Below are 26,795 nucleotides of genomic sequence, written 5' to 3'. Positions count from 1 at the left end.
CCCCGGATGATCCTTATCCCGAAAGCGGTCGCCGATCCCGCGGATCAATGCGAAACTAGGCAATCGACGAGGGAGGGGCGTCGAATGGACTTCGCCTACGGAATTCTCGGGCAGACTGCGGTGCGGATGCACGGGAAGATGAGCGAGCAGTGGGGCCAGCGGCAAACCCGGAATATTCTCGGAATCCTGCTCACCCGGCCGGGCCAGCGTTTTTCCCAGGACGCCCTCATCTCGTGGCTCTGGGACGACGACCTGCCCGGAAACCCGCAAGAAGCCCTGTACAAGGCGGTGCACCGGCTGCGCCCCGCCCTCGACGAAGCGGACGTGCACGCCACGGTCGCGCGGTCCGGAGACGGTTACCTGATCGACCTCGACGAGGGTCTGGTGGATGTCGCCGTCTTTCGGAAAACAATGCGGAAAGCACACGCCGCGGCGAGTTCCGGCGATCATGAAGCGGCTTACGAATCAGCCGAAGCCGCTCTTTCCTTATGGCGTGATGAACCGCTGCCGGAGCTCCGCACCGAACGCGCGGACAATTGGCGCGAGGACCGAATAAAGTCCATGTTGCTTCCCGCGCGAGAATTCCTGACGAGCCAATTGCTGACGCTCGGCCGTCCCGACGAGGCCGCGGGGCGGATGCAGGATCTGGCCCCCGAACACGCCAGCCGCCTGGCTTTCGTCAAGCTCCAGCTCCAGATCTACTACGCGCTCGGGCAGTCCGAGCAGGCCCAGGCCCACTACCTCGACGCACACCGGCGATTCCGCGACGCCGCCGACGACACCGCCACGGCCATGCTGCGCGCCTTCCACGACGAGCTCCGCGACCGCCACGAAAACCCGCCGGTCACCCCGGTACGCCGGGCCGCGCCGCCGTCCCATCCGCTCCCCCGCGACCTCCGCGGGTTCATCAGCCGCACCCGCCCACTGGACACGCTGGACCAGTGGCTCCGACCGGGCTCGCCGACCCGCTCGCCCGCCGTCGTGCTCAGCGGCCCGCCCGGAATCGGAAAGACAAGCCTCGCCGTCCACTGGGCACACCGCGCCGCGGACTGGTTCCCCGGCGGGACGATCTACCTCGACCTGCACGGCTTCGGCCCGGCACCGCGCCTCGAACCGACAGACATCGTCGACCGGCTCCTGCAGGAACTCAGCTACCCCGTCGACCACGTGGTAGACGCGACCGCCCGCGCCGCGGTCCTGCGTCAGCAGCTCACTGACCGGTCCATCCTGGTCATCCTTGACGACGCGGAGAATTCCGAACACGTCGACCAGCTGCTGAACGTGCTGTCCGAATGCTCGGTGATCATCACCTCGCGCCGCAGGCTCGGCGCACTCACCCGGCGACACGAACTCGCGGCCTTGAGCCTCGACCGCCTCGACGACCGCGATTCCCTGGAACTGTTCGTCCGCCGCCTGAACGGCCGAGGCGAACGAGAACCCGACGCGGCCCGCCGAATCGCCCACCTCTGCGACGGTTTGCCACTCGCGCTCACCTTGATTGCCGAGAGCGCCGCTCGCCGTCCGGGATTGAGCCTCAGCACTATGCTCGACCAGCTGCGCGATCCGGAGATGCTGCTGAGCATCGGCGACGACGGCGATGACCAAAGTCTGCGCACGGCGTTTTCCTCGTCGTACCACACGCTCGAACCGCCGAGCCAAGCTGTTTTCCGGCTCTTCGGCCACCATCCCGGTGCGGAGATCCACGTGGACACCTTGCTGTCCGCGGCCGGACGTCCCGCCGCGGAAACCCGGCGGGCGCTCGAGACTCTGGTCGCGTTGCACCTGATCGACCAGCCCGGCGATACGGACCGGTACCGGATCGTCTCGATCTTCCACCGTTACGCGCAGACGCTGAGCGCGCAGAACGACGACCCGCAACCGTTGCGTCGCTTGCTCTCGCACTACTGCAGCACCGCAGACAACGCGCACCGGATGGCACACCCGCACCGCGACCGGCCGCCGCGGCTCGACCCGGAGCCGGACATCCGCCCGACGCAGTTCGACACGCCGACCGCCGCGCACCGCTGGTTCCTCCGCGAACGCACCAACCTCACCGCACTCGCCGCGCTCGCCGAGAAGCACCGGCTCTTCGACTACGCCTGCGTGCTTCCGCATCTCATGCACGACACGTTCGTCGTCTACGGCTTCTACGACGAGATGACCACCGGCCTGGCCATCGCGGCCCGCGCCGCGCGCGCGAACCACGACTCTCACGCGGAAGGGTCGACCCTCAACGATCTGGGGGAGCTGCACCTCACGCTGAGCAACCACCAAGCGGCCGAGGAAGCACTTGCCCGGGCGCTGGAACTGGCCATTGACGACGAATCACCCATCGCGAAGCTGACGATCACCATCAACCTGGCCCGCCTCCACCGGCAAACCGGCCGCCACACGGAAGCGATCGCGCTGTTCCGCCGCTGCATAACGCACGCGCAGCGCAACGGCGACCCGGTCCGCGAGGCCAAGGCGGAGCAGTACCTCGGCGAAACCCTCGCCGAACTCGACCAGTACGAGCGGGCGCTGCCGCACTATCACCGCGCCCTTCACCTGCGAGCGCTCACCGGCGACGTGTCCGGCCAAGCCGCTACGTACACCACGCTGGCCGAACTCCACCTCGGCCAGGAGGAATTCGCGGTCGCCCGCCGGCATTGCGCGCTGGCGCAAGCCCAGATCACCGGCGACCTCACCGCCGGGATGCGGCTGCGCACCGTGCAGGCCCGGCTCGCCGCTGCGGAACGAGACGACCGAGCCGCGCTGCGGTTGTCGCAGGAAGCGGTCGAGCTGGCGGAGCGGGCGCACAACGCGACCGGCCAGGCCCGGGCGCTGGAGGCGTTCGCCGAGATCCTCTACTCACGCGGGAACCGCGAGGACGCGGTCGACGCCTGGACTCGCGCCGACGCCTTCTACCGCGGCCGCGGCAAGGACGCCAAGGCCGACCGCGTCGAGGAGCGACTGGCGACAGCCCGGGATCCGCACCGGATTCCGCAGGCCAGGGACGGCGAGAGCGACGGGGAAAGCACCGTGGCCATGCCTTCGCCGCGCCGATCCGTAACCCGCCGCGGCTGAAAAGCCGGGGCGCCGAAACGGTTCACTCGTCCGTACGGCAAGATCAGTCTTCTGAGGTTGTCTGCATTTGCCGACATACTTTGGGTGACCCCTGAAGATCGTTCGCAGAGGATTCCAGGTAGCCTAGCCGTAACGATATCCATGTTACGAGAAACATGAAAAGTCTACCTAGTTCGCCGAGGAGATTCGTTGCAGTCGCTCGTCTCAGCTGTGATCGCCGCTGCACCATTGGCCGTGATGGTAATCGGGGCCATCAAGGGTTGGTGGCGTTGTTGAACAGCTGCTAAATACGGAGCTGGCGTTGCGATTAATCTGTCTTCCGCAGCCGCAACGCCAGCGCCGGACAAGCCGCAGCAGCCCTTCGGGCCTCGGCTAGCAGCGATTCGGGCACCGATTCCCCGCGTACTACCGGGTAACCCCATTCGTCCACTGTGATCAGTTCCGGCAGGACGTCCGCGCACAAACCGTGTGCGCGGCAGGCGATCGGGTCCACAGTCAGGCGGTTCATGCCGCACCTGCCATCATCCGGCACGAGCCGATCGTGAGGTGTGCGTGGACGTCGGCGGCGAAGACTCGTAGTGCGCTCGCGGCCAGGCGGACGGCTCCGTCCGGGTGGGCGCACGCACCGCGTCCATTGAGGAGCGGGAGGCGGCGGGCCAGGCGGCCGGTTGCGTCCCTTCCGGACAGCAGGTCGGTGAAATCCGCGGCGATGGCCGGTAATCCGAACATGCAGGGGCCGCATTGGCGGGCTGATTCTCCGGCCAGGGCAAAGAGAATATTCCGAGTCAGCTCCAGGCCGCAGTTCGGTTCCGGGAGCAGGTGCAGCGAGGACAAGCCCGGTTCGCGGCCGAGCGGCAACGGGTCGGCCAAGGCGCGAGGCATCCAGGTGCCGCCGTAGCCGCCGATCAGGACTGCTTGTGCGGTAACGGATCCGCCTGCGCGGGCGAGGATTGCGGAGATCGGGGTGTCGGCCGGGACTTCCAGTACGCCGGGGCTGGCGACGGCTCCGGTGACGGTCACCAGGTCTGTGTGGACAGAGCGGTCCGCGCCAGGTCGGGCGACGAGCGCGAAGCGGGCCAGGGTTTCGACGTTCTGGACTAGCGTCGGGCGTCCGCGCAGGCCGCGTTCGGTTGGGCGGGGGGATTTGCCGGTCGGGCGGGCGTCGCCGGTGGCCAGGAAATGCACTAGCGCGGTTTCTTCGCTGGCGACGTATCGGGGCGGGACTGCGACGACCTTCACCGGAACTGCGTCGCGACGTTCGGCCAGAGCTGCCATTACGCTTCGGTTTTCTCCGTGCAGGCAAAGATAAGCCTCGGTAGCGCCGACAGCGTGAGCGGCGACCTGGATACCGTCCAGTACCAGGTGTGGCGCAAGCTCCAGGAGAGCGCGATCCTTGCTGCTGAAGGGATCACTCTCGCAGCCGTTGGCGACCACAATGGACCGTCCTGGTGCGACAGAGCGCAGTTTCGCCGCGGCGGGGAAGCCAGCGCCGCCTCGGCCGCGGATACCGGCGGTGTCGATTGCGTGGATCAAGGCGTCGCGGTCCAAGGCTGGGAGTCCACCATGGACGGACAGGTGGGCGGCAAGATTATTACGGTGCAACGGAAGTAGCACGAGTCACCTCTGGAGGGGAGAGAGGCGGCGGGCCTCGGTGTCGGGGCTGGTGCTGCCGAACCGCACGCTCACGGCCGCCAAAACGGCTATCAGGCACACGATGTCGAGCGCGATGAGCAGCGGGCGGGCGCTGTCGGAAGCGATCAGGCCGACGCTGTGCGCGAGCGCGACTGGCCAGCACAGGTAGGCGAGCCAGTGCACGGCGCGCCACACCCGCGGCGCGATACGAGTCCGCAGGAGACTCGTCACGACAATGGCGAGCAGCAGATCCACTGCTACCGCGCCGATGCCGATCCAGAACGGTTCGTAGCCCGAGACGAACGGGACGACAACGGAGAGCCAGCTGAGGTCCACGTAACCGTCGACGACCGCGAAGACGATGTGCGCGCCCAAAAAGACGAGGCTGGCCAGGGCGAGGTTTCGGTGCAGGTCGGCGAGGGCGAAGCGGGGCCAGCGACGGGTCGCGAATCGTCCGGAGTTGAGGAAACCGAGCACCACCACGGCCGTCGAGAACACCAGCGAGACAATTCCAGTGGCACGGCTGAAGTACCAGAGCGCGGAACTCACGACGCACGCTCCCGGCGATCCCCCGGCCAACCGGCGGTAGTCCGGACGGCGCCACGCGAACTCACCAGTCGCGCGGGCAGCCCACGCGACCTCAGCCAGTCCAACGCGGCGACGCCCAACACGACCGACGCCGTGCTCGCGGTGTTGGCGTCCACACAGGACTGTGCCGCTACCGATACCGTCCGCCAGCACGGATCCGCCGATTCGCCGGTGCGCGGGTCGACGATGTGGTGCACCACGCGACCGCCGCGTCGCCAGGTCCGCCGGGCGACGCCGGAGGTCGCCAGGCCGCCGCTGGTGAGCGTGATCGTCGTGTCCGGATAGTCGATCGAGTCGGTGTGGTCGTCGCCGATCGCTATCTTCCAGCCGCCTGCCGGAGCGTGACCCGCCACCGCGATGTCGCCGCCGAGGTTCACCAGCACGCCGCAGCCAGTGCGGCGGGCGATTTCGGCGGAGGTTCGGTCCGCGGCGAACGCTTTCGCGGTCGCGCCCAGGTCCAGCATCACGCCGCGCGGCAGCACGACGATCCGGCGGGCCGGTTCGAACAGCACCCAATGCGAACCCGGCGCGGGGACCGGCGCCGCGGCGGGACCGTCGGTGATCTCGGCGAAATCCCGGTCGTAGCCGAGTGCCGCCATCGACCCGCCCACCGTCGGATCGACCAAGCCACCGCTCAGCCACGCGGCCCGCAACGCAACTGACAGCGCGTCGGCCAGCAGCGGGCTCACCGCCACTTCCCGGCCCGCGGCGCGGTGGAGGGCCGAAATTTCCGAATCCGTCCGGAATCGGCTGCATGCCCGATCGAGTTCGGCGAGCCGCGTCCGCAGCAGCTCAGTCGCCGGGCCGAGCGCGGCCTCCTCGGTGACGAGCACCCGCGCCGTCGTGCCGAGCGCGGGAAACGCCGCCGAGTACGGCCCGGTCACGACGCACCCGAGCCGGTGTGCGCGTGCCCGGAGCCGGATCCGGGATCCTGCGCGGGCGCCTGCAACTGGTCCTGGTCCGAGGTGCTCGACCCCGTCCCGTTGCCGGTCGAGGTGGTGCTGCTGGTCGAACCGGCCGCCGTCAGCCCGTATCCGATCCCGCCTGCCGCCGCGACTCCGAGCACCGCCGCGACCGCCGTGACCAGCGCAGTCCGGTGCCGGACGCGTGCCCGTTCCGCTTGCCTTCTCGTGATGTCCGGGTCCATGCCGGGTGTCCTCTCCGGTGGTGGGAACACCCAGTCTCAGCCGCGAATCTATGAGCCCGCTGGGAGCGACCTGTCAGTTTGCTGCCAGTCACTACACTCCGCGCATGAGCACGGTCCTCGCGTGGGCGACGCTGGCGGTGTGGGCCGGGCTCGCGTTGTGCCACAGCTGGTTCTGGCGCACCGACCAGCGACTGCCCGAGCCGGTCCGGCCGGAACGCTGGCCGTCCGTCGCCATCGTGGTACCAGCCCGCGACGAGGCCGAACTGCTTCCAGAAACCCTGCCCACGCTGCTCCGCCAGAGCTATCCCGGCGACGCGCGAGTGATTCTCGTAGACGACGGCAGCAGCGGCGGCACCGCGGAAGTCGCCCGCGCACTGACTGTCCCCAATGGACTCCCGCTCACCGTCACCAGCCCCGGCGAACCACCGGACGGCTGGACCGGGAAACTCTGGGCCGTCGCACACGGCGTCCGCGAGGCAGGAGACGTCGACTTCCTCCTCCTGACCGACGCCGACATCGCACACGCTCCCGATTCGCTGGAAACTCTCGTCGCGACCAGCGGCCGGGATCTGGTGTCGCAAATGGCCGTTCTGCGCACCGCGACGTTCTGGGAGCGGCTGATCGTGCCCGCTTTCGTCTACTTCTTCGCGATGCTCTACCCCTTCCGCCGCGTGAACTCCGCGCGCTGGCGCACCGCCGCCGCGGCCGGCGGTTGCGTCCTCGTCCGCTGCTCAGTGCTCGAACGCGCCGGCGGAATCGCCGCGATCCGCGGTGCGGTCATCGACGACGTCGCACTCGCCCGTGCCGTCGCGTCCGCGGGCGGCCGGATTTGGCTGGGTTACGCGACGAAGGTCTGGAGCGTCCGGCCGTACCCGCGGCTCGCGGACCTGTGGCAGATGGTCGCCCGCAGCGCCTACACCCAGCTCCGGCATTCGCCGCTGCTGCTGGCCGGGACGGTCGTCGGGATGATCGCCGTTTTCCTCGCCCCGCCTGCACTCGCCCTGACCGGCTCGTGGCAGGCCGCCGTCGCCTGGCTGCTGATGGCGGCGACGTTCGTCCCCGTCGCCCGGTACTACCGGCAGCCGCTGGCCGCGGGGCTGTTGCTGCCGTTCACTGCCGCGCTGTACACGCTTATGACGATCGACTCCGCCCGTCGCCGGACTGGGTGGAAGGGCCGGACTTACTGAACACTGCCGCGCTCATCAGCGGGATATGGCATCCTCACGGCATGATGTCGACCCGAAGGGGCAATGCCTCGTAGGACGCCCGGCGCGCTGCGCGCCGACCAGCCCGAGGCCCGCGATCTGTGGTCCGAACGTGTTTCCCCAGCACTCGACCGGTACCGGAGCTTCCTTCGCCAGCCTGGCCGCTGGCTGTATCTTCCGCTGTCCGATTGCTCGTGCTGCGATCCAGTCGACGCCCGCGACGACCTGGACGCCGCCCTGCGAGTCCTCCCCCGCCGCGACCGTGCGGAACTGCGCCGGATCCTCGCTCCCCTCGACGACGACTTCCGGCGGCGAACCCTGCCCGACCCGGCAGCTTGGTCCCTCAGCCTCTGGCACGCCTCCGCGTGGTGGCGCCGGCGGCTGTACGAACGGTGACCTGCGCGAATCCCCGGGAGAGCGAGTTCACACCACCCGGGGATGCACGTTCATACATCGTCGTGCATAATCATTCCTATGTCCAAGGTGCTCACTTCCCTTCCCGTCGGCGAGCGGGTCGGCATCGCGTTCTCCGGCGGCCTCGACACGTCCGTGGCGGTGGCGTGGATGCGCGACAAGGGTGCGGTTCCGTGCACCTACACCGCCGACATCGGCCAGTACGACGAACCCGACATCGCGTCCGTCCCCGGCCGTGCGCACGCCTACGGGGCGGAGCTCGCGCGGCTGGTCGACTGCAAGGAAGCCCTCGTCGAAGAGGGGCTCGCCGCGCTGACCTGCGGCGCCTTCCACATCCGCACCGGCGGCCGGGCCTACTTCAACACCACCCCGCTCGGCCGCGCGGTCACCGGCACCCTGCTGGTGCGCGCGATGCTCGAGGACAACGTCCAGATCTGGGGCGACGGCTCCACCTACAAGGGCAACGACATCGAGCGGTTCTACCGCTACGGCCTGCTGGCCAACCCGGGCCTGCGGATCTACAAGCCGTGGCTCGACGCCGCGTTCGTCGGCGAGCTCGGCGGCCGCAAGGAGATGTCGGAGTGGCTGCAGGCGCACAACCTGCCCTACCGCGACAGCACCGAGAAGGCCTACTCCACCGACGCCAACATCTGGGGCGCCACGCACGAGGCGAAGTCGCTGGAGCACCTCGACACCGGCATCGAGATCGTCGAGCCGATCATGGGCGTGCGGTTCTGGGACCCGGAAGTCGAGATCGCGACCGAGGACGTCACCATCGGCTTCGAGCAGGGCCGTCCGGTGAGCATCAACGGCAAGGAGTTCGGCACCTCGGTCGAGCTGGTCCTTGAGGCCAACGCGATCGGCGGGCGGCACGGGCTCGGCATGTCCGACCAGATCGAGAACCGGATCATCGAGGCCAAGAGCCGCGGCATCTACGAGGCCCCGGGCATGGCGCTGCTGCACGCGGCGTACGAGCGGCTGGTCAACGCGGTGCACAACGAAGACACCATCGCCAGCTACCACAACGAAGGCCGCCGTCTCGGCAGGCTGATGTACGAGGGCCGCTGGCTCGACCCGCAGGCAATGATGCTGCGCGAATCGCTGCAGCGCTGGGTCGGCACCGCGATCACCGGCGAGGTCACGCTGCGGCTGCGGCGCGGCGAGGACTACTCGATCCTCGACACGTCCGGCCCGGCGTTCAGCTACCACCCGGACAAGCTGTCGATGGAGCGCACCGAGGACTCCGCGTTCGGCCCGGTCGACCGGATCGGCCAGCTGACCATGCGGAACCTCGACATCGCCGACTCGCGCGCCAAGCTGGAGCAGTACGCGAGCCTCGGCATGGTCGGCGGCACCTCGCACCCGAAGCTGATCGGCGCCGCGCAGGCGGCCTCGACCGGCCTGATCGGCGCGATGCCCGAGGGCGGGGCCGAGACGATCGCGTCCCGCGGCCGGGCCGACGACGTCGAGCTGCTCGACCGCGCCGCGATGGAGTCCGGCACGGACTGAGGCTTTTCTCCCGCGGATGCCCGCGTCGGCGTACCGGCGCGGGCATCCGCTCTCTATACCAGCGTCCGCACCCCGCGAACGTCTCTATATTCGGGCGGTAGCTCCCGGCTACCGTGGCGGCGTGACCCCGATTTTTCAGCTCTCCGCCGACCACGTCACGGCTGAGGCAGCGCTCGACCCGATCGCCGCGACCCTGGACGGCGTGACCACCGACGCGACCGCGCTCACCGACCTCACCCCGGACGGTTTCGCGGCCCGCGCCGACCTGGCCCGGCGCACGCTCGCCGCTCTCGCGACGCTGACCCCCGAGTCCCGCGCGGACCGGATCGCGTCCGCGCACCTGCGAAACAGCCTCGAGGCCGAACTGGCCTGGCACGAGCTGGACGAGCCGTTTCGCCAGGTACAGGCGCATTTCGGCACGCTGAACTCGATCGCCGATTCGGTCCGGCTGCTGCCGCGCCGCGACGCGGATGACTGGCACGTCGTCGCGGTCCGGATGACTGGCGTCGAAACGATGCTCGCCGGCTGGCAGAAGACACTGCAGGCGGGTCTCGACCGCGGTCTGCGCGCGGCCCGTCGCCAGGCGCTGGAAACGGCAGCGCAAGCCGAGCGGTATGCCGGTGTCCACAATGCACTCGTCGAGGAGTACGGCGACGGACCGCAGGCTGCCGAGCTGCGCGCCGGTGCCGACGCCGCCCACCGCGGTTATGCGGCGCTCGCCCGGTTCCTGCGCGAGGATTACGCCCCGCACGCCACCGAAACCGACGGTGTCGGCGCGGAACGCTATGCCGTCGCGGCACGGCTTTCCCTTGGTGCGGACCTGGATCTCGCCGAGGCTTACGAATGGGGCTGGGCGGAACTTCAGCACATCGAAACGGAAATCGCCGCCGAGGTGGCGAAAATCCAGCCCGGCGCGAGCGTCGCGGAAGTGTTGGCGCTGCTGGACAAAGAGTGCGCGGTGGACGGTGAAGAGTCCTATTTGGACTGGCTGCGTGCGGCGCACGACCGGGCGCTGGAAGCGGCGAGCGAGCACTTCGACATCCCGGAACCGTTGCGCGCCTTGGACGTCGTGCTCGCGTACGGCTCCGCGTCGGGTTCGCCGTACTACACCGGACCCGCTGAGGACGGCACCCGGCCCGGCCGCACGTGGTGGCCGCTGGGCGGGCGGAAACGCTTCGCGACCTGGTCCGAGCTGACGACGGTGTTCCACGAAGGCGTTCCCGGACACCATCTGCAGATCGGCGTCGCGGGCCTGGCCGGGGACTCGGTGAGCCGCTACGCGCGCGTCCATTCAGTGAGCGGGCACGCGGAAGGCTGGGCGCTGTACGCCGAACGCCTCGCCGACGAACTGGGCTGGTTCTCCGAACGCGGCACCCGGCTCGGCATGCTCGCCGGTTCGGCGCTGCGGGCCGCGCGCGTCGTGATCGACCTCGGCTCGCACCTCGATCTGCCGCTGCCGGACGGTTCCCGCTGGGACTTCGACACCGCGTGCCGGTTCCTGCACGAGCGCGGATTGGCCGCCGAACACCGGGTGCACGCCGAAATCGTGCGCTACCTCGGCTGGCCGGGCCAGGCGATCTCATACAAGATCGGCGAACGCGCTTGGCTGCGGGCGCGGGCCGAAGCCGCCGCCAAACCCGGGTTCACGTTGCGCCAGTGGCACGAGGACGCGCTGGCCGTCGGCCCGGTCGGGCTCGCGGCGCTGCAGGACGCGCTGCGTTAAGCCTTCGCCTCGCACTCCGCGCACATCCCCCACCACGTGACCTCCGCCTGGTCCACCCGGAAACCGGGCACCGGACCGGGTTCGAGGCACGGCGCGGCTCCGATCGCGCAGGGCACGTCCTGGATCCGGCCGCAGCCGCGGCAGACCAGGTGGTGGTGGTTGTCGTGGGTTTCGAGTTCGAACCGCGCGGGCGAGCCCGCCGGTTCGAGCGGGCGCAGCAGCCGGGCGCCGACGAGGTCGTCGAGCACGTTGTAGAGGCCCTGCCTGGACAACGCGCCGACGGCCCCGTCGGCGTCGAGCACCGTCGCGATTTCCGCGGCCGTGACGTGCGGGGTCCGCGCGACCGCGGCCAGCACCGCACGCCGCTGCGGCGTGTTGCGCAGACCCTTGTCGCGCAACCGCGTCCCGAACTCGTCCATGGCCCGGATCGTACCCCCAGACTTGACCGAATCAATTCTGGCGTGCACTGGCTCACAGTCCCAGAGTTGACCCGTTCTTACATTTGACTGGATCAACTTTAGGGACTACAAAGGAGGCGTGCTCACGACCTCCGCACCCATTCCGTCCAGCGCCGACGCCGGAACCCGGCTCCGGCGCGCCGGCCTGCGCGTGACGACCGCCCGGCTGGTCGTGCTGGAAGTGCTGGCCGAAAACCCGCACGTCACCGTCGCGGAACTGCTGCCGCTGGTCCGCGAACGGCTGTCGATGGCGTCCACGAGGGGCGTCCACGACGTGCTGACCACCGGCGTCACCGCCGGTCTCGTCCACCGCTTCGACCACGTCGGCGTCGCGCAACGCTACGAGCTTTCCGGCTTCGACCACCGGCACCTGCTGTGCCGCCAATGCGGCCGGCTGGAGGCGATCCCCGGCGCGCCGACGGAATCCGCTGAGGAAGCGGTGTCCGGCCTGTGCTCGCGCTGCGATCCGGCTGAGTAAGACTCAGCGGAACGCGGCGATGCTGCGGGCCGCCCAGTCGGCGAAGGACCGCGGCGCGCGGCCGAGAATCCGTTCGACGTCCGGGCTCACGCGCAGTTCGGCCGGAGTCGGCGAGCTGAGGATGTCCAAGGTGTCGTCGGCGAGTTCGCCCGGCATGCTCTGCATCATGCCCGCCTTGGCCTCGGCACGGGTCAACTCCCGGAACCGCACCGGCTTGCCCAGCGCGGCGGCCAGCGCCTCCGTTTGCTGACGCGGCGTGATCACCGCCGGCCCGGTCAGCTCGTACACACCGCCGACGTGCCGGTCGTCGCGCAGGCAAGCCGCGGCGACCTCGCCGATGTCCGCCGGGTCGATGATCGGCACCCCGGTGTCGCCGAACGGCGCGGCGACAATTCCTTGCGTGCGAACGGATTCCGCCCACCACAGCGCGTTGGAGGCGAACCCGCCCGGCCGCAGGAGCACCCAGTCCAGCCCCGATTCGCGCACGACGTCCTCGAGTTCGCGCATCGCGATCCGCGTTGTGCCGAACGGCCTGGTCGCCACGCCAAGGGTCGACAGCAGGACAACCCGGCGCACCCCAGCGTCCGCGGCCTTCACGACGAGATCGGCGGGGTTCGCGCCGACCGCGTGCAGATCGCCGGACAGCAAGAGGAACAACGCTTTCGCCCCGGTCAGCGCGGGTTCGAGACTGGCCGGATCCGCCAGGTCGGCCACCACGTGCCGGACCCCTTCCGGCACCCCGGCGGCCCGCCGCGATACCGCTGTCACTCGCTCGCCCGCGTCGGCGAGCGCCCGCACCAACGGCCGGCCGATGTTTCCGGTCGCCCCGGTCACCACGATCATGAACAGCTCCCTTCGTAGGCCGCCGACGCTAGGCCGATCCGCTTACTCTTCGTAAGGACATACCTTTCGGTAAGCTCGATACGTGGCAGGAAGCGCGCAGTTCACCCCGGCCGTCCCGACGCCGCGTTATGAGGTGTTTCACACCGACTGCCCCGCGCGTGCCGTGATCGACCACGTGACCAGCCGGTGGGGCATCTGGATCCTGATCTCGTTGCGGGACAAGGAACTCCGGTTCTTCGAACTGCGCGAAAGCATCCGGGGCATCAGCGAGAAGATGCTCGCCCAGTCCCTGCGCGCACTGGTCGAGGACGGCCTCGTCTGGCGGCACGTCGAGCCGACCACCCCGCCTCAGGTCACCTACGGCCTGACCGAGTTCGGCCAGGACCTCGGCGAACCCCTGGACGACCTGTTCGACCGGATCACCCGGCGGCTGGACGCCCGGTAACCGCCCTGGTCAGGCCCCGCATTACCTCAGAGGTAATTTACATACAGACTGCATGTATGTATCTTCGCCAGCATGAGCGCATACGAAGACCTGGGCACTGCCCGGCACGTCAACCTCCCCCAAGGCGAACTCCGGTACTTCGAGCGCGGACACGGCCGTCCGGTCGTTTTCGTGCACGGCGTACTCACCAATGCCCTGCTGTGGCGCAAGGTCGTCCCGGCCGTCGCGGACGCCGGATTCCGGTGCCTGGCCCCGGATCTCCCGCTGGGCGCGCACCCGGTCCCGATGCGCTCGGACGCCGACCTCAGCGCCGCCGGCCTCGCCACCCTCCTGGGAGACTTCCTCACCGCACTGGACCTGGAAGACGTCATCCTGGTCGCCAACGACACCGGCGGCGCCATCACGCAATTGCTGCTCGCGCGGTATCCGGAACGGGTCAGCCGGGTCGTGCTGACGCCGTCGGACAGCTTCGAGTACTTCTTCCCGCCGATCTTCCAGCCGCTGCCGGTGCTCGCCCGCGTGCCGGGTTCGATGGCGGTGCTCGGCCAGTTGCTGCGGATCAAGGCGCTGTACCGGCTGCCGCTGCTGTTCGGCTGGGTCACGAAACGCCCGCTGCCGCCGGACGTCGCCGACGAGTATCTCGGCAAACTGCGGAAATCCCCTGGTCTGCGAAGGGATTTGCGCAAGTTCCTGCGCACCGTCGACTCGAAGCACACCCTCGCCGCGGCGGAGAAACTGCGCCAGTTCAAGCGTCCGGTACTGCTGGTCTGGCCGCCGGAGGAGAAGCTGTTCCCGATCAGCCTCGCGCACCGCCTGGCGGAGGTGCTGCCGGACGCGGAACTGGTCGAAGTCGCGGACTCCTACACCTTCGTCTCGGAGGATCAGCCGGACGCACTGGCCGGGCACATCACGCGCTTCGCCGCCGCCATGGCAGATTAGGTGCGTGCGACGTACCCAGCAAGAACGCTCCGACGCGACGCGAGCCGCACTGATCAAGGCCGCCCGAGACCTCTTCGGCGCACGCGGCTACCACGACGTGCCGGCCGAAGAAATCACGCGCACGGCAGGCGTCACGCGGGGCGCGCTGTACCACCACTTCGGCGACAAACAGGGCCTGTTCCGGGCCGTCGTCGAAGTACTGGAACGCGAACTCACCGTCGAGGTCTCGGACGTCCTTGACGGTGCGCCGGATCCGCTTTCGGGTCTTTCAGCCGCGCTGGGGGTGTTCCTGGATGCTTGCCTGCGCCCCGATGTCCGGCGAATCTCGCTGACCGACGCCCCGGCGGTGCTGGGATGGGACGCCTGGCGCGATCTGGAGGCCGAGTACGGCTTGGGGCTGGTCGCGGAGCACCTGACGGCTGCGCGGGATGCCGGGTTGATTGTGGATACGCCGGTGGATGCTTTGGCACAGCTGGTCTTGGCGGCGGTGATGGAGGCGGCGAGGATGATCGCGCACGCCGACGACCCGGGGCGGGTGCGGGGGGATGTGCAGCAGGTGTTCGCTGGGTGGTTGAGCGGGTTGTTGGTTCCTAGGTGAGGAGCCGGGCGGTGTATCCGTGTGCTGCCAAGCTCTCGAACGCTCGCTCAACCTGATCCGGAAGGTCTTGAGGTATCGCGAATCCTCGCTGGGCATAGAGGCTTATCCGCTGCGTGTCGCCGACCAGCATGGTGATGACCCGGTCCACGTCGCCGATGCTCCGGACGTATTCGTCCAGCGGTAATGACTGGGAGGCGCAGAGAACGTCGATGTCAGGCCAGAGCTTCTTGCACGTCGCGTATGCCCGCCGCTGCTGGTAGGGGCGCGAGATCAGCGTGACAGACTTGATCTCTATCTCGTGTGCTGCCAGCAGCTCACGGCTTCGCGTGATGTTGTCTCCGGTGTTGCGGGCCGTGGGCTCGACGAGGATCGCGCCGTCGGGAACGCCCAGTTCCAACGCGCGCTCCCGGTAGTGCACGGCTTCGCCGCGAGGGAATCGCTCCACGGTTGTCGGCGCATTGGCTCCGGTGAAGACGATCCGAGGAAAGCTGCCCTGGTGGTACAGCTCCGCTGTGTAAGTAGCGACACCGAGGTCGTGGCTGCCCAGGCCGATCCCGACGTCCGTCGGCCGGAGTTCGTGGTGCAGGTCGTGGTAATCCCAGAGCGTTTGGACGTCGGTGCGGAGGTGCTCCGGCACGGTGGTCGAGCGCTCAGGCATGCGAGGACTCCGGAGTCAGTCGGGGATCTTGAAGGTATAGGACCAGGAGAACCTGCTCGCCGCGTGGACGCCGCGCGCGAACTCCACGACCCGGCCCTTGGCCGTGAATGTACGGCGTTCCAAGACCATCACCGGTTCTCCCGCGGGGAGTTCCAGCGTCTCGATCTCGACGGGCGTGGGCATGCGCGAGCAGACGGTCTCGCTGATCGTGTCGGGTTCGAGCCCCTGCAGGGTGAGGACCAGGAAGCCTCCGCCTCGCCCCGCCGGCCCCGGCGTCTCGTCGACGAGGCGAGTGCCTTCGACGTCTTCCGGACGGTAGTAGCTGGAGAGGATGTGCGTCGGATGGCCCGCATCTTTGACCAGGCGCGCACGCTCATAAACGGGCGAGCCGACCTCGATGCCCAAGGCTTCGGCGATCTCCGCATCAGCTTCGATCCGGGCGACGGTCTGCGTCTGATCGGCGGGCTTCCATTCGCGACCGGACGCCTCGCGGTCAGCGACGAACGCGACCGTTTCGCCGTACTTCCACTTGCTCTTGGCGTAGCGATCAGCACCGAGACGCTTCATCGGCGGACGCGCGCGAACGACAGTGCCGCGGCGCCGGACCGGCGTGACCAGCCCCTCAGCCTCGAGGACACTTACGGCTTTGCGCACTGTGTTGACGTTGACGCCGTGCTCCTGAGCCAGTTCCTCCTGCTTCGGCAGCGTCGAGTCCGGTGCGTATTCGCCTCGCTGGATCGCGTCGCGCAGGCTCGCGGCCAGGTCACGGTACCCAATGCCCACGTCATCCTCCTCCGTGCGGCGATAACGCTAGCGGTATCAGAACGTCCTGGCCCGTCAGCCTAGATAGAAGTAGTTCTATTGACAACCTAGTCGACCGCGCGCCTAATAGAACTACTTCTACTCCAGAGCCTCGCCTCGCAGGCTCCAGCAACCAAACGTGCCAGCGGAAGGGCATGGACCATGGCGAACAAAGCTGAACCCGCGACACTGCACGACGCGCACTCCGCTGCGACAGCCCGGCGTCCAGCATCCAACGCGACCCGTGCGACTTGGGCGGCCTTCCATCTCGCGAACGCGCGGATGTATCAAACTGTCGCGGACTACGACCGCTGGCATCACCACGAAGCGCTCTACTGGGCCGGTTACGAGGAGCGTCAGGCTGCCCGGCTTTCCCCGCCGCCCGAGGAAGGCCGGAATTAATCCATAGGAGACTTCACCGTCCGCGGACAGCTGCAGCTCAAAGCCGGATCGACTTCTGGTTCATGAACTCTTCAATCCCCGACGGCCCCAGTTCCCGCCCCATCCCCGAGCGTTTGATCCCGCCGAACGGCAAATCCGCTTGCGACCCACCGGATTTGTTGAAATACACCATCCCCGCCTCCAGCCGATCCGCGGCACGGCGCAATCGAGCCGGATCAGTGCCGAACACAGCCGCTCCCAAACCGAAGGGCGAGTCATTGGCGATCTCGATGGCATGATCATCCGATTCAGCACGGAACAGGATCGCCACCGGGCCGAAGATCTCCTCCCGGTATGCGTTCATCTCCGGCGTGACATCAGTCAGGACAGTCGCCTCCAAATACGCGCCCTCGCCACGACGACCGCCAGTCCGCAAGGTCGCGCCCTGCTCCACCGCGCGGGCGACCTGAGCGGCGACCTCGTCCGCTGCGGCGACGGAAGCCAGCGGAGGCAGCTTCGCGGACGGGTCGGCGGGATCCCCGGGGACGTAATAGTCCGCGACCCGCTTAGTGAACCGGTCCACGAATTCGTCATAAAGGTCAGACTGGACAATAATCCGCTTAGGCGCGTTACAGGACTGCCCGCAGTTACGCATCCGCGCGGTCGCGACAGCGCGCACCGTTTCGTCCAGATCCGCGGTGTCGAGCACCAGCAACGGATCCGCGCCGCCTAATTCCAGCACGCATCGCTTCAGGTTCCGGCCCGCCTCGGCCGCCACCGAGATACCGGCTTGTTCGCTGCCGGTCAGGGAAACGCCTTGAATCCGTGGGTCAGCAAGAATCATCGGGACCTGGCGGCTGGACGCGAAGGTGTTCACGTACACATCGTCCGGTACGCCTGCTTCCTGCAGGATTTTCTCGATCGCGAGCGCCGAACGCGGGCAAATCGACGCGTGCTTGAGCAGGATCGTATTGCCCAGAACCAGATTCGGCGCGACAAACCGGGCGACCTGGTAGCACGGGAAATTCCACGGCATCACGCCCAGCAGCGCACCGATCGGTTCCTTGCGGATCACCGCGGAACCGCCGCGGATCGGGAGCGGCTGGTCGGCGATCAGGTCCGGGCCTCGTTCCGCGTAGTAGCGGAAGATGTCCACGACGATCCCGACCTCGCCGCGCCCCTCGTTGATCCGCTTGCCCATCTCCAAGGTCATGATCGCGGCCAGCTCGTCGGCGCGCTGCTCGAACAGGTCCGCGGCGCGCGCGACGATCGCTGCTCGTTCCGCGACCGGACGCGCCCGCCAGCTGCGATATCCGCGGTCGACGCGCTCGATCGCCGCGCGAACCTCCGCATCGGTCGCGTTCTCGATTTCCTCGATCAGCTGGCCCGTGGCCGGGTCGGTCACCGTGTACATCGCGGTCTCCCTGCGGTCGGCATCCTCGCCGACATTCTATTGCATACAGTATCCCGTGTATAGATGACACAGGGTAGTCGATCCTTGACCGAGCGCGGGCGGCCGGGTATGGTCTAGACCACAAATCTCCCCACCCCTCCGCCCGCGCACCACCCCACCGCGGGCTCGTCGGTCGTGCCGTGGCTCGTCCGGCCGCCCTCCGGCGCGGGAGCGGGCCCGGCTTCGAAGGAGCCACCATGCCCCGCAAACGCAAACTGCTCGCCGCGCTCGGCGGCGCGGTCCTCGCCCCGGTGCTGATGCTGATCGGCCCCGGCATCGCCAGCGCGCACGGCTACGTCAACTCCCCGCCGAGCAGGCAGGCCCAGTGCGCGGACGGAACAGTGTCCTGCGGCGACATCAAATGGGAACCGCAAAGCGTCGAGGGCCCGAAGGGGCTGCACAGCTGCAGCGGCGGCAACGAGCGGTTCGCCGACCTCGACGACGACAGCAAGGGCTGGAAGGTCACCCCGGTCGGCAGCCAGGTGACCTTCAACTGGGTGTTCACCGCGCGGCACGCCACCCTCGACTACGAGTACTTCATCGGCGACACGATGGTCGCGAGCTTCGACGGCGGCGGCCACGCACCGGGGGAAACCGTGTCGCACCAGGTCGACCTGAGCGGCTACACCGGCCAGCAGAAGGTGCTCGCGGTGTGGAACATCGCGGACACCGGCAACGCGTTCTACGCCTGCATCGACCTGAACGTTTCCTGACCGCGCGGAATGCCGGGCAGCCAGGCGGAATCCCCGCTCCGGCTGCCCGGCGCTTCATCCGGCGAACGCCTCGGCGACGGCGAGGCTGTCTTCGTAAACGTGGTACCGCGTGATCAGCCCGCCGCTGACGGTCACGTGCACCGCCAAACCGGTCGTGAAACGTTTGCCGGTCAACCTGACCGTTTGGGCGCTCGTCCCGAAGAACACCGCGTCCGTGCCGTCGACCAGGATCCGATCGAACCGGACGGCGCTTTCCTCTGGCACACAAGAACTTCCGAGCGTCCGGAAGTGGTCCGCGATGTCCGCGCGCGAGGAACGGGGACGGATCCACGGCACCACGGGATGCGCTGGTTCCGGCCAGCTCAACCGCCAGTCGACCGGTTCCGCGAAAAGCTCCGCGATCCGGTCCGGGTCGCCCTGCTCGATCCGCCGCAGGAATTCCTCCACGACCGCCCGGGCGTCCGAGAACGAGGGCCGCGGCGGTTCGGCGAACTGGCAGTCGCGCCGGATACGACCGTCCTCGCCAAGTTCGAGCACGATGGAGCCGTTCCAGGCGACCTCCCCGCCTGCCGCCGGGACCATATAGGTGCTGAACCGGACCATGCCGTGATGGCCGACTGCGTCTTCGGCGGGCCGGAACACAAATCCCGCCCCGCCAACGAATTCCTCGAAAGCCTCGCTGACCCGGCGCTCAAGCTCCTGATGGCCCCGAAACTCCGCGGACTCGGTGAACTGCACCCCGTCCTCGGCCCACAACGAAGCGATCGCCACGCGCCGGGCGGCCGGGTCGGGCTCGTTCCACACTGCGACATAACGCCTGGCGAACTCGCCGGCGTCCATCTCCTGATCCATGCCCGGACGCTAACCGCGCCCCACTGACATCTTGTGTCAGCGGAACGAGGCTTCCGCGCTCCGCTTGCCGACCAGGAACCACAGCATCGGCCCGAGGAAAGGCGCGCAGAACGCGAAGACCACCCACACGAACTTCATCCCGGCGCCGAGCGGACTGCCGAGCACGCTCACCAGCGCGCCGATGAACAGCAAGACCGGGAACGCCACCAGCACCGCGATCCCGGCGATGGCGGCGAACTGCAGGCCGGTATGGACGGTGTCGGCCAGGACGGCGGTCATCAGACGATTCCTCTCTCACGACGGGCGGAAACCCATTGTGCGAGCGGAACCGCTCGGCCCGGATCGGCTTGACGGCTCGATCCGGGTACCGCTTAAGTCGTACTCGGGTCCACTATGGACGTCAGGCTCCGAACAGCTCGAGCAAAGCCGCCGGTGCGTCCGGGCGGAAACAGCTGTCGAGGCTTTGCGCCGACTCCGCCGCCGATTTCGCGCTGCGCGGGAACAACGCGGCCTCGTACTCGGCGAGCGCGCGTTCGACGTCGTCCGGGTGCCGGGCGAGGGCGAGTCCCAGCTCAGCGCCGTCCAGCATGGCGAGGTTCGCGCCCTCTCCGGCGAACGGCGACATCACGTGGGCGGCGTCGCCGAGCAGCGTGACGCCGGGCACTCGCGACCACGAATGCTCGACCGGGAGCGCGTGGATCAGCCGGGGGGTCAGCTCGCCGTCCGCCTCCTCGACCAGGGCACGGAGCCGGTCGGACCAGCCGTCGAAGTGGCTCAGCACGGCGGCCTTGGCGGCGACGTGATCGGTGAAGTCGATGGACGCGGTCCAGGTCTCCGGGACGCGCACGGCAGCGTAGACGTGCAGGCTGCCGTCCGGTTCGCGGTGCGCGAGGAAGCCTTTGTCCTCGCCGAGCGCGAAACTCATGCCGCCGCCGAGGAGCGCTGCCGCGTCCGGGTGCCGGGAGTCGGCGTCGAGGAGGTCGATCTCGACGAACGAGATCCCGGTGTACGCCGGTTTTTCCGGTGAGACCAGCGGGCGGATCCGCGACCAGGCGCCGTCGGCTCCGACGAGGACGTCCGTGGTGAGAGATGTGCCGTCAGCGAAAGTGAGGCGATGCCGCCCGCCGGACAACGGTTCCGCGGCGGTGACCTTCATGCCCCAGCGGACGGTGCCCTCGGGCAGCGAGTTGAGGAGGAGGTCGCGCAGGACCCCGCGGTCGATCTCCGGCCGCTCGCCGCTGCCGTCGTCCTCTTCGGCGAAGAGTAGTGCGGCGGTGCGGTCGTAGACGCGGGCTTCCTGCCCGCCGGAGTGGATCAGGGTGCGGAATTCGTCGTGCAGACCAGCGGCGCGGAGAGCGACCTGGCCGGAGTCTTCGTGGATGTCGAGCATGCCGCCCTGCGCGCGGGCGGACGGGGAGGCGTCGAGGTCGAGGACGGTGGCTTCGATGCCGTGGACGTGCAGGACGCGGGCGAGGCTGAGACCGCCGAGGCCGGCGCCGACGATGGTGATGGTCATGGGTTGCTCCTTTTCTCTGTGGTTGGCTCTCAGCTTAACGAACATGTTCGTTACGAACAAGTTCGCTACCGGGTGACGCCGGTCAACCCCCGGCCCCGATGGGTGGCTGTGGACGATTCGCGCGTCCGGGCTCGCGGCGAATGGACAACGATTCGCCAGACAGCGCAACCTGATCGAGATCCGCCTGGTTTACCAAGCGGTCACTCGATTGGTGGCGATCCAGATCACCTGAGGGGGCCGGAACATTCGGGCGGTTGGAGCGTTGTACAGGGTGTCGGTACGGAGGTGCCCCCGGGCCTCACCTTCTGCCTTCCAGGAATACCGGTCCGGCCGGAGCCTGGTCGTGCCACTCGCCGCGAGGCGGCCCCCGTACCGGCGCAGAACCACCCGCTCCGCGTGACTGCTCCCCCCAGACGCGGAACGGGATCCGGTGCTCCTGCTCCCGCCGGCCGGTAACCCCCAGCCGGTCCGGACGGAGAGCGGGAGCACACCCCCGGCCGCGGGAATGTTCTTGGCCCGCAAGGGGTTGTATTGGGTGTGGGGGAGCAAGCTTTGCCCACTGGATGAGTCCGGGTTCGACTGCGGGTTCGCAGATGAGTCCGGGGGAGCTGAGTTCAACCGCAGGTCCGCAGCTGAGTTCGGATGAGCCGAGCTCGGCCGCAGATGCACATCGGCAGTCCGGACGAGCCGGGCTACGCCGGTCGCCGATGTGCCGGGCAGTCCGGTTGAGACCGTCCGAACCGAACACGCCGTTTTCCAAGCCACCCCGTCCGCTGCGGCATCTCTCCCCAGTGCCCCGCGCGGACGGGGACCCCGCGCCCCCGCTCCGGCTCCCGCAAGCCGGACGCGCGGGGCGCCCAAACCACCTCGCTCGCCGCGCCACCCCCTCCCCCACGGTCGCGCGAGCGGGGACATGCATCCGCCCGGCCGCCGGATCCCGACCGGATCGGCCGGGCGGGTGCCCCTCGTAGCGCCCACCCGCCCTGCAGCGCGGGCAGCCGTCGCGGCGTTCGTTGAGCGACGCATCGCGGGCACGGGCACGCGCTCCCACACCGAATGGCGCATCACGGCACAGCATGCACACCCACACCGGGCGACGCCCCCTGCGCAGGCCCACGCCCCCACACCGGGCAACGCATCCCAGCCTAGGAAACGCACTCTTTACCGAGCGACACATCACGACACAGGCGCGCACGTCCACACCCAGTGACGCGCCCCAGCACAGGTGAACTCACCTGTCGCCAAGCGCTCGGCTCAGCCGATCCATTCGCGGGCGTCGCGGAGCAATCCGAGCATCCCTGAGACCAGCCGCATCTGGTCTACCGTTCTGATGTCGGCTTCGAGCAGCTTCGGAGAGCACACCAGGACAGCGACGGATTGCGCGCGGGAGAGAGCGACGTTCAACCGGTTACGGGACAACAAGAAATCAAGGCCTCGCGGCAAGTCTACCGCCGACGAGGAGGTCATTGTCGTCACCACAACGGGTGCTTCTTGACCCTGGAACCGGTCCACTGTGCCGACTCGGACGTCGGCGAAGCCGGCGTCGGAGAGTGCGCGCGTCACGACTCGCGCCTGCAAGTTGTACGGGGCTACGACAAGGAAATCGGCGTCCGTGAGCGGTCGGCCTTCCCACGAACGGCCGTGCAGGGACTTGATCACCGCGACCACTTGCTCGGCTTCTTCGACCGAACGCGTGGTGTTCCCGCGATGCTCGACCGATGCCAGATAGAGACCTGACGGGAAGCCGTCGACCGAACGTTCCGCGCTGGGATGCGAGTGCAGCAGACCCGCGTACGACAGGTTGGAAACCGGGGCGCAGACCGCGGGATGCATGCGGCGCGTCAGGTCCAGGAAATAGCCCAGTTCCGGCGGGATGATGTCCGCCTCGCCGATCAGGTGGCCGAGCGCCGACGCCTCCGCACCGGCCGGGTGCGTGCCTTGCACGACTTGCGGCAACTGTTGCGGATCCCCCAGCAGCACCAGGTTTTTCGCGCACATCGACACCGCCAGTGCGTCCGCGAGGGCGAACTGACCGGCTTCGTCGATGACGAGGACGTCGAAGGGTTCCTCGCGCACGGCGGCGTTGGCGAAGGTCCACGCCGTGCCGCCGACCAGGTGGCCGGTGTCGTGTTCTTCACGCCAGCGTACCAGCGCGGTATTGCTTTTCGGCTGTTCCCAAGGCAATGCCGGGTCCGGCGTCCGCTTCGCGCGCTTGGCGCAGGCCATCTCCGGCGCGTTTTCCATGGCCGCCGAGAGCACGTTCTCGACCGCTTTGTGGCTGTTCGACGTGACGCCGACGGTCCGGCCCGAACGCACCAGATGCGCGATGAGTTTCCCGGCCAGGTAAGTCTTTCCGGCTCCGGGCGGGCCCTGGACGGCGAGTACGGAACCGTCGAGCTGGTCGACTGCGGTGATCACCGTGGCGACCAGATCTTCGCCTGGTTCGGGCAGTCCGCCGCGCAACCGGGGGATGCGGCGCAGCAGGTCGACGCCGGGGTGTGACGGCAGCGCAGGCAGAGTTTCCCCTACCAGCCGGGCGAGATCGGCTACCGCCTCGTCCTTCGGCGACGGGCGGACCGGGCTGCCGGGCAGGACTGCTGCGGGGAGGTCGTTGGACGTCCGGTCCGGAGCGCTGCTCTCTTCGAGCGTCACTTCGACGGCCGTCGCGGACACGACTTTCGCGTCGCGCGCATCGGTGCCGTAGCGCAAGCGCACGTCGTCACCAGGCGCGTACGGATGCGGACGGTCCGGGTCGCACCTCACGACCAGCGTGCGTTTCGCGGTGCGCAACCGGCCGGACGGCGGCACCCACTCGCCCGCGGTCACCGACACCGGGACCGCGCAGGTGGTGTCCACTTCGAGATCGCTGATCGGTGCGGCCAGCTGGCGGAAGAACTCCCACCACGCCGGGTTCGTCTCGCGGCGGTGGTAGCCGACGGAGGCGGCCAGCAGCGCGCGGGCGTGGTCGTCGGGGGTGAAATCGGCGGGGTCGTCGGGGACGCCGTCCAGGAGCGGGTCGACCAGCGCGGCCATCGCGGCGGCGCGTTCGGCTCGGCGCTGGGCGGCTTCCTCTTCTTCGGTGCGGCGGAGCAGAGCGTCCACTTCGGACTCGGGGTCCGGCTCGGCGAGGGCGATTCCGGCTTCGGTGCGCACGCGGTGCAGGAATTCGTGCAGGCGCAAGGTGGAAACGCAGTCGTACTCGTTGTAGTCCGCGATGCCGCGCAGCACTTCTTCGGCCTGCTCGGTGTTTCCCGCCGACGAGAGCGTCAGGTAATCCTCGTACGCCTCGATGCTCGACGCCGCCGTTTTTACCTCGCCAGCACGGGCTTCCGGCATGTACAGTGGTTCTAAATACTTGATCGAATACGACCGCTGTCCTACCCGCAAAGCCTTGCGTACCACGGCATACAGGTCGATCATCGCGCCGCTGCGCAGCAGCTCGTCCACAGCTTCCTCCCGCGTGCCGTGGACGGCGGCGAGCCGCTTGATCGCCGTGACCTCGTATGGCGCGTAGTGGTAGACGTGCGCGTCGGGGTGTTCTGCGAGCCGTGCGGTGGCGAAGTCGACGAACTCCTCGAACGCTCGTTTCTCCTGCGCGCGCGAGTGTGCCCAGAACGGGGTGAAGCGCTCGTCCGGGGTGACCGCGCCGAAGAGGTACTCCAGGCCGGTGCCAGCCAGGGCGTACGGGTCGCCTTCCATGTCGAAGAAGACGTCGCCGGGGCTGGCTTCGGGCAGTTCGGCGAGCGCATCCGTAGAGATGATTTCGTAGGCCAGCTCTCCGGTTTCATCCTGGCGGACCTGGATCGCGGCCTGCGCGCGCAACGAGGCGAACGTGCCCTCGGACATGTCGCGCGGACGGTCGGCGGGGTCGGCGCCGGCGAGCGCGTCGATGGTGCCGAGCCCGGCGGTCACCAGCTTGCGCCGCTGCTCGCTGCGCATCCCGGCGACCAGCGACAGGTCGCGGTCGGCCTCGCGCGCGGACGAGCAGTGGTCGGCGAACGCGCATCCGGTGCACGCCGGACGTTCGTCTGCCCAGATCCGGTCCGGCAGCTGCGGCGGGCGGTCCTCCAGCCGGTCGCGGAGGCGGTCCACGAGCGGGAGGAAGTCGTCGACGCGCAGGCTGCGAGTGCTGCCGTCGCCCAGCAGGAGGTGCATCTCCGGCCCGGCGGGCCAGCCGCCGCGACGCAGTGCGTCGGCGTACGCGGTGAGCTGCACAACCGCCGACGGCTTGGCGTGCCGGGCGAGCTTCGTGTCGTAGACCTCGTAGCGGCCCTGGTCGTCGCGCAGAAGGAAGTCGGCGCGGCCGGAGAACTCGCCGTCGTGGAACACCGCCTGGTAGACGACCGGCGCGCCCGCGCGCAACGCTTCCTCGGTGGCCTTCGCCGCGACGACCGGATCGTGTTCCTCGATCTCGACGACCTGCGTCCGCTCGCTGCGCAGCCGTCCGAGCGTGGCCGCCTCGTGCGCCCGCCCGTGCTTCACCGCCAGCCGATCGGGTGTCGAAGTGGGCCGCGGCGCGCCGGGTATCCCCGCCGCCAATGCCTGCTTGAGGATGCTCCGGTGCTCGCATTCGAGCAGGTCAGCGAGATCAGACGGCGTGTACATCGCCCGGCAGTCTGTCACGGCCGAGGAAGGGCTCCGGCGAGGCGGGTGCCGACACGCCGCCCGGAATTGTCGGTGGTGGGTGGGATGATCTTGGAGTGGGCGGGAACGGGTGTGATGGGAGGTGCGTGCCGCCCCGCCAGCCACGGCGGGGCGACGCGCGGTCCGCTACGGCATCGGGCGGCTGAGCAACCGCTCGAGCCAGGACTCACGAGCCGCGACCACGCGTGGGCCAGGGCAAAGTCTGGTGCGAAGCCGTGGAACGCGCCGCCTCGCCGGCCGTAGCGAGGCGGCGCGCGATCCCGCTACGGCATCGGACGGCTGAGCAACCGCTCGAGCCACGACTCACGAGCCGCGACGCACGCGTGGGCCAACGCGGAGTCTGGGGCGAGGTCGTAGAAGCCGTGGAACGCGCCGCCCCAGACGTGGAGTTCTGCGTTGCCTCCTGATGCCCAGATCGCGGTTGCGAAGGCGACGTCCTCGTCTCGGAAGACTTCCGCCGCGCCGACGTCGATGAAGGTCGGCGGGAGACCGCTCAGGTCGGTTGCTCGGGCGGGTGCTGCGTAGGGCGAGACGTCGGCGGTTCCGCGGCGGTCGCCCAAGACGGCTGTCCACGCGGTCAGGTTGCTGGTCCGGTCCCAGACGCCGGTGCCGTCGTACTGGCGGGACGACGCCGTCTCGTTGCGGTCGTCGATCATCGGGCATTGCAGCAGCAGGCCGAGCAGCGCTGGGACGCCTCGGTCGCGGGCCAGCAGCGCGGTGCCGGCGGCTAGT

26 protein-coding genes are annotated in these 26,795 nt (G+C 68.6%); 11 read left to right on the top strand and 15 right to left on the bottom strand.

Annotated features, from left to right (window positions below):
• Positions 1 to 84: 84 nt before the first annotated feature.
• Entirely contained in the window at positions 85 to 3,066 is a 2,982-nt protein-coding gene (locus WA670_RS27180; RefSeq protein WP_336159246.1) for an AfsR/SARP family transcriptional regulator, read from the top strand.
• 307 nt (positions 3,067 to 3,373) lie between these two features.
• Here the strand turns inward: WA670_RS27180 and WA670_RS27175 are convergent, their stop codons facing one another.
• From WA670_RS27175 to WA670_RS27155, 5 genes are read right to left on the bottom strand one after another with little or no spacing between them, the layout of a single operon-like run.
• Positions 3,374 to 3,574: a ferredoxin gene (locus tag WA670_RS27175; RefSeq protein ID WP_134665019.1), complete on the bottom strand. Its 201-nt coding sequence runs from the start codon at positions 3,572 to 3,574 to the stop codon at positions 3,374 to 3,376.
• Positions 3,571 to 4,680, bottom strand: a complete 1,110-nt coding sequence (locus WA670_RS27170; protein ID WP_336159245.1) for an NADH-ubiquinone oxidoreductase-F iron-sulfur binding region domain-containing protein — start codon at positions 4,678 to 4,680, stop codon at positions 3,571 to 3,573. The genes WA670_RS27175 and WA670_RS27170 overlap by 4 nt, the downstream gene beginning before the upstream one ends.
• 3 nt (positions 4,681 to 4,683) lie before the next feature.
• The gene (locus tag WA670_RS27165) at positions 4,684 to 5,247 is read right to left on the bottom strand and encodes a ferric reductase-like transmembrane domain-containing protein (protein ID WP_037810506.1); all 564 of its coding nucleotides are present in this window, start codon (positions 5,245 to 5,247) and stop codon (positions 4,684 to 4,686) included.
• Positions 5,244 to 6,170 (bottom strand): FAD:protein FMN transferase, encoded by a 927-nt coding sequence (locus tag WA670_RS27160; protein ID WP_037810507.1) that lies wholly within the window; start codon positions 6,168 to 6,170, stop codon positions 5,244 to 5,246. The genes WA670_RS27165 and WA670_RS27160 overlap by 4 nt, the downstream gene beginning before the upstream one ends.
• A complete protein-coding gene (locus tag WA670_RS27155; RefSeq protein WP_037810509.1) occupies positions 6,167 to 6,433 on the bottom strand; it encodes a hypothetical protein in 267 nt (88 codons plus the stop codon). The genes WA670_RS27160 and WA670_RS27155 overlap by 4 nt, the downstream gene beginning before the upstream one ends.
• Before the next feature lie 104 nt (positions 6,434 to 6,537).
• Between WA670_RS27155 and WA670_RS27150 the strand changes: the two genes are divergently transcribed.
• The 4 genes from WA670_RS27150 (at position 6,538) to WA670_RS27135 (ending at position 11,284) form a co-directional block, all read left to right on the top strand.
• A complete protein-coding gene (locus WA670_RS27150; RefSeq protein WP_336159244.1) occupies positions 6,538 to 7,620 on the top strand; it encodes a glycosyltransferase in 1,083 nt (360 codons plus the stop codon).
• Between the two features lie 63 nt (positions 7,621 to 7,683).
• The gene (locus tag WA670_RS27145; RefSeq protein WP_051728753.1) at positions 7,684 to 8,034 is read left to right on the top strand and encodes a hypothetical protein; all 351 of its coding nucleotides are present in this window, start codon (positions 7,684 to 7,686) and stop codon (positions 8,032 to 8,034) included.
• Between the two features lie 78 nt (positions 8,035 to 8,112).
• Positions 8,113 to 9,561: an argininosuccinate synthase gene (gene argG / locus WA670_RS27140; RefSeq protein ID WP_037810511.1), complete on the top strand. Its 1,449-nt coding sequence runs from the start codon at positions 8,113 to 8,115 to the stop codon at positions 9,559 to 9,561.
• A 121-nt stretch (positions 9,562 to 9,682) separates the two neighbouring features.
• Positions 9,683 to 11,284 carry a DUF885 domain-containing protein gene (locus WA670_RS27135; protein WP_336159243.1) on the top strand — a complete coding sequence of 534 codons (1,602 nt, stop codon included), beginning with the start codon at positions 9,683 to 9,685 and terminating at the stop codon, positions 11,282 to 11,284.
• Here WA670_RS27135 and WA670_RS27130 read toward each other — a convergent pair.
• Positions 11,281 to 11,703 carry a Fur family transcriptional regulator gene (locus tag WA670_RS27130; RefSeq protein WP_134665034.1) on the bottom strand — a complete coding sequence of 141 codons (423 nt, stop codon included), beginning with the start codon at positions 11,701 to 11,703 and terminating at the stop codon, positions 11,281 to 11,283. The two genes, WA670_RS27135 and WA670_RS27130, sit on opposite strands and share 4 nt — an antisense overlap.
• Before the next feature lie 118 nt (positions 11,704 to 11,821).
• Between WA670_RS27130 and WA670_RS27125 the strand changes: the two genes are divergently transcribed.
• On the top strand, positions 11,822 to 12,220 hold the full coding sequence (locus WA670_RS27125) for a Fur family transcriptional regulator (RefSeq protein WP_336159242.1): 399 nt from the start codon (positions 11,822 to 11,824) through the stop codon (positions 12,218 to 12,220).
• 3 nt (positions 12,221 to 12,223) lie between these two features.
• Here WA670_RS27125 and WA670_RS27120 read toward each other — a convergent pair whose 3' ends face one another.
• On the bottom strand, positions 12,224 to 13,063 hold the full coding sequence (locus tag WA670_RS27120) for an NAD(P)H-binding protein (RefSeq protein WP_336159241.1): 840 nt from the start codon (positions 13,061 to 13,063) through the stop codon (positions 12,224 to 12,226).
• An 82-nt stretch (positions 13,064 to 13,145) separates the two neighbouring features.
• Between WA670_RS27120 and WA670_RS27115 the strand changes: the two genes are divergently transcribed.
• The 3 genes from WA670_RS27115 (at position 13,146) to WA670_RS27105 (ending at position 15,045) form a co-directional block, all read left to right on the top strand.
• A complete protein-coding gene (locus WA670_RS27115) occupies positions 13,146 to 13,508 on the top strand; it encodes a winged helix-turn-helix transcriptional regulator (protein WP_336159240.1) in 363 nt (120 codons plus the stop codon).
• A 72-nt stretch (positions 13,509 to 13,580) separates the two neighbouring features.
• Positions 13,581 to 14,447: an alpha/beta fold hydrolase gene (locus tag WA670_RS27110; protein WP_051728755.1), complete on the top strand. Its 867-nt coding sequence runs from the start codon at positions 13,581 to 13,583 to the stop codon at positions 14,445 to 14,447.
• Between the two features lie 4 nt (positions 14,448 to 14,451).
• Positions 14,452 to 15,045 carry a TetR/AcrR family transcriptional regulator gene (locus tag WA670_RS27105; RefSeq protein WP_037810517.1) on the top strand — a complete coding sequence of 198 codons (594 nt, stop codon included), beginning with the start codon at positions 14,452 to 14,454 and terminating at the stop codon, positions 15,043 to 15,045.
• On the opposite strand, the gene WA670_RS27100 is transcribed toward WA670_RS27105, so the two are convergent.
• Complete coding sequence (locus WA670_RS27100; protein WP_037810518.1) at positions 15,038 to 15,703, bottom strand: YdcF family protein; 666 nt, start codon at positions 15,701 to 15,703, stop codon at positions 15,038 to 15,040. The genes WA670_RS27105 and WA670_RS27100 overlap by 8 nt on opposite strands.
• 15 nt (positions 15,704 to 15,718) lie before the next feature.
• Entirely contained in the window at positions 15,719 to 16,486 is a 768-nt protein-coding gene (locus tag WA670_RS27095; protein ID WP_037810519.1) for a GntR family transcriptional regulator, read from the bottom strand.
• Between the two features lie 180 nt (positions 16,487 to 16,666).
• Here WA670_RS27095 and WA670_RS27090 point away from each other — a divergent pair, with 180 nt between their 5' ends.
• Positions 16,667 to 16,906 carry an AMED_5909 family protein gene (locus tag WA670_RS27090; protein ID WP_336159239.1) on the top strand — a complete coding sequence of 80 codons (240 nt, stop codon included), beginning with the start codon at positions 16,667 to 16,669 and terminating at the stop codon, positions 16,904 to 16,906.
• Between the two features lie 37 nt (positions 16,907 to 16,943).
• Here the strand turns inward: WA670_RS27090 and WA670_RS27085 are convergent, their stop codons facing one another.
• Positions 16,944 to 18,299, bottom strand: coding sequence for an NAD-dependent succinate-semialdehyde dehydrogenase (locus WA670_RS27085; RefSeq protein ID WP_336159238.1), 1,356 nt, complete (start codon positions 18,297 to 18,299; stop codon positions 16,944 to 16,946).
• A gap of 236 nt (positions 18,300 to 18,535) precedes the next feature.
• On the opposite strand from WA670_RS27085, the gene WA670_RS27080 reads away from it, so the two are divergent.
• A complete protein-coding gene (locus WA670_RS27080; RefSeq protein WP_037810530.1) occupies positions 18,536 to 19,051 on the top strand; it encodes a lytic polysaccharide monooxygenase auxiliary activity family 9 protein in 516 nt (171 codons plus the stop codon).
• A gap of 54 nt (positions 19,052 to 19,105) precedes the next feature.
• Here the strand turns inward: WA670_RS27080 and WA670_RS27075 are convergent, their stop codons facing one another.
• The 5 genes from WA670_RS27075 to WA670_RS27055 all read right to left on the bottom strand — a co-directional run.
• Positions 19,106 to 19,903: a nuclear transport factor 2 family protein gene (locus tag WA670_RS27075; RefSeq protein WP_336159237.1), complete on the bottom strand. Its 798-nt coding sequence runs from the start codon at positions 19,901 to 19,903 to the stop codon at positions 19,106 to 19,108.
• 36 nt (positions 19,904 to 19,939) lie between these two features.
• Positions 19,940 to 20,182: a PLDc N-terminal domain-containing protein gene (locus WA670_RS27070; RefSeq protein WP_037810531.1), complete on the bottom strand. Its 243-nt coding sequence runs from the start codon at positions 20,180 to 20,182 to the stop codon at positions 19,940 to 19,942.
• Positions 20,183 to 20,303: 121 nt separating this feature from the next.
• Complete coding sequence (locus WA670_RS27065) at positions 20,304 to 21,419, bottom strand: FAD-dependent oxidoreductase (RefSeq protein WP_336159236.1); 1,116 nt, start codon at positions 21,417 to 21,419, stop codon at positions 20,304 to 20,306.
• Between the two features lie 1,254 nt (positions 21,420 to 22,673).
• Positions 22,674 to 26,024 carry a TM0106 family RecB-like putative nuclease gene (locus WA670_RS27060; protein WP_037810533.1) on the bottom strand — a complete coding sequence of 1,117 codons (3,351 nt, stop codon included), beginning with the start codon at positions 26,022 to 26,024 and terminating at the stop codon, positions 22,674 to 22,676.
• A 302-nt stretch (positions 26,025 to 26,326) separates the two neighbouring features.
• Positions 26,327 to 26,795, bottom strand: a 469-nt coding sequence (locus tag WA670_RS27055) for an alpha/beta hydrolase fold domain-containing protein (protein WP_336159235.1), incomplete at its 5' end; no start/stop codon positions are given.

Origin of the sequence: Amycolatopsis sp. VC5-11 (assembly GCF_037034185.1) — a bacterium.
Classification (GTDB): Bacteria; Actinomycetota; Actinomycetes; order Mycobacteriales; family Pseudonocardiaceae; genus Amycolatopsis; species Amycolatopsis nivea.
Note: the sequence above shows the minus strand (reverse complement) of the source record. Positions and strands in the feature narration are given on the sequence as shown.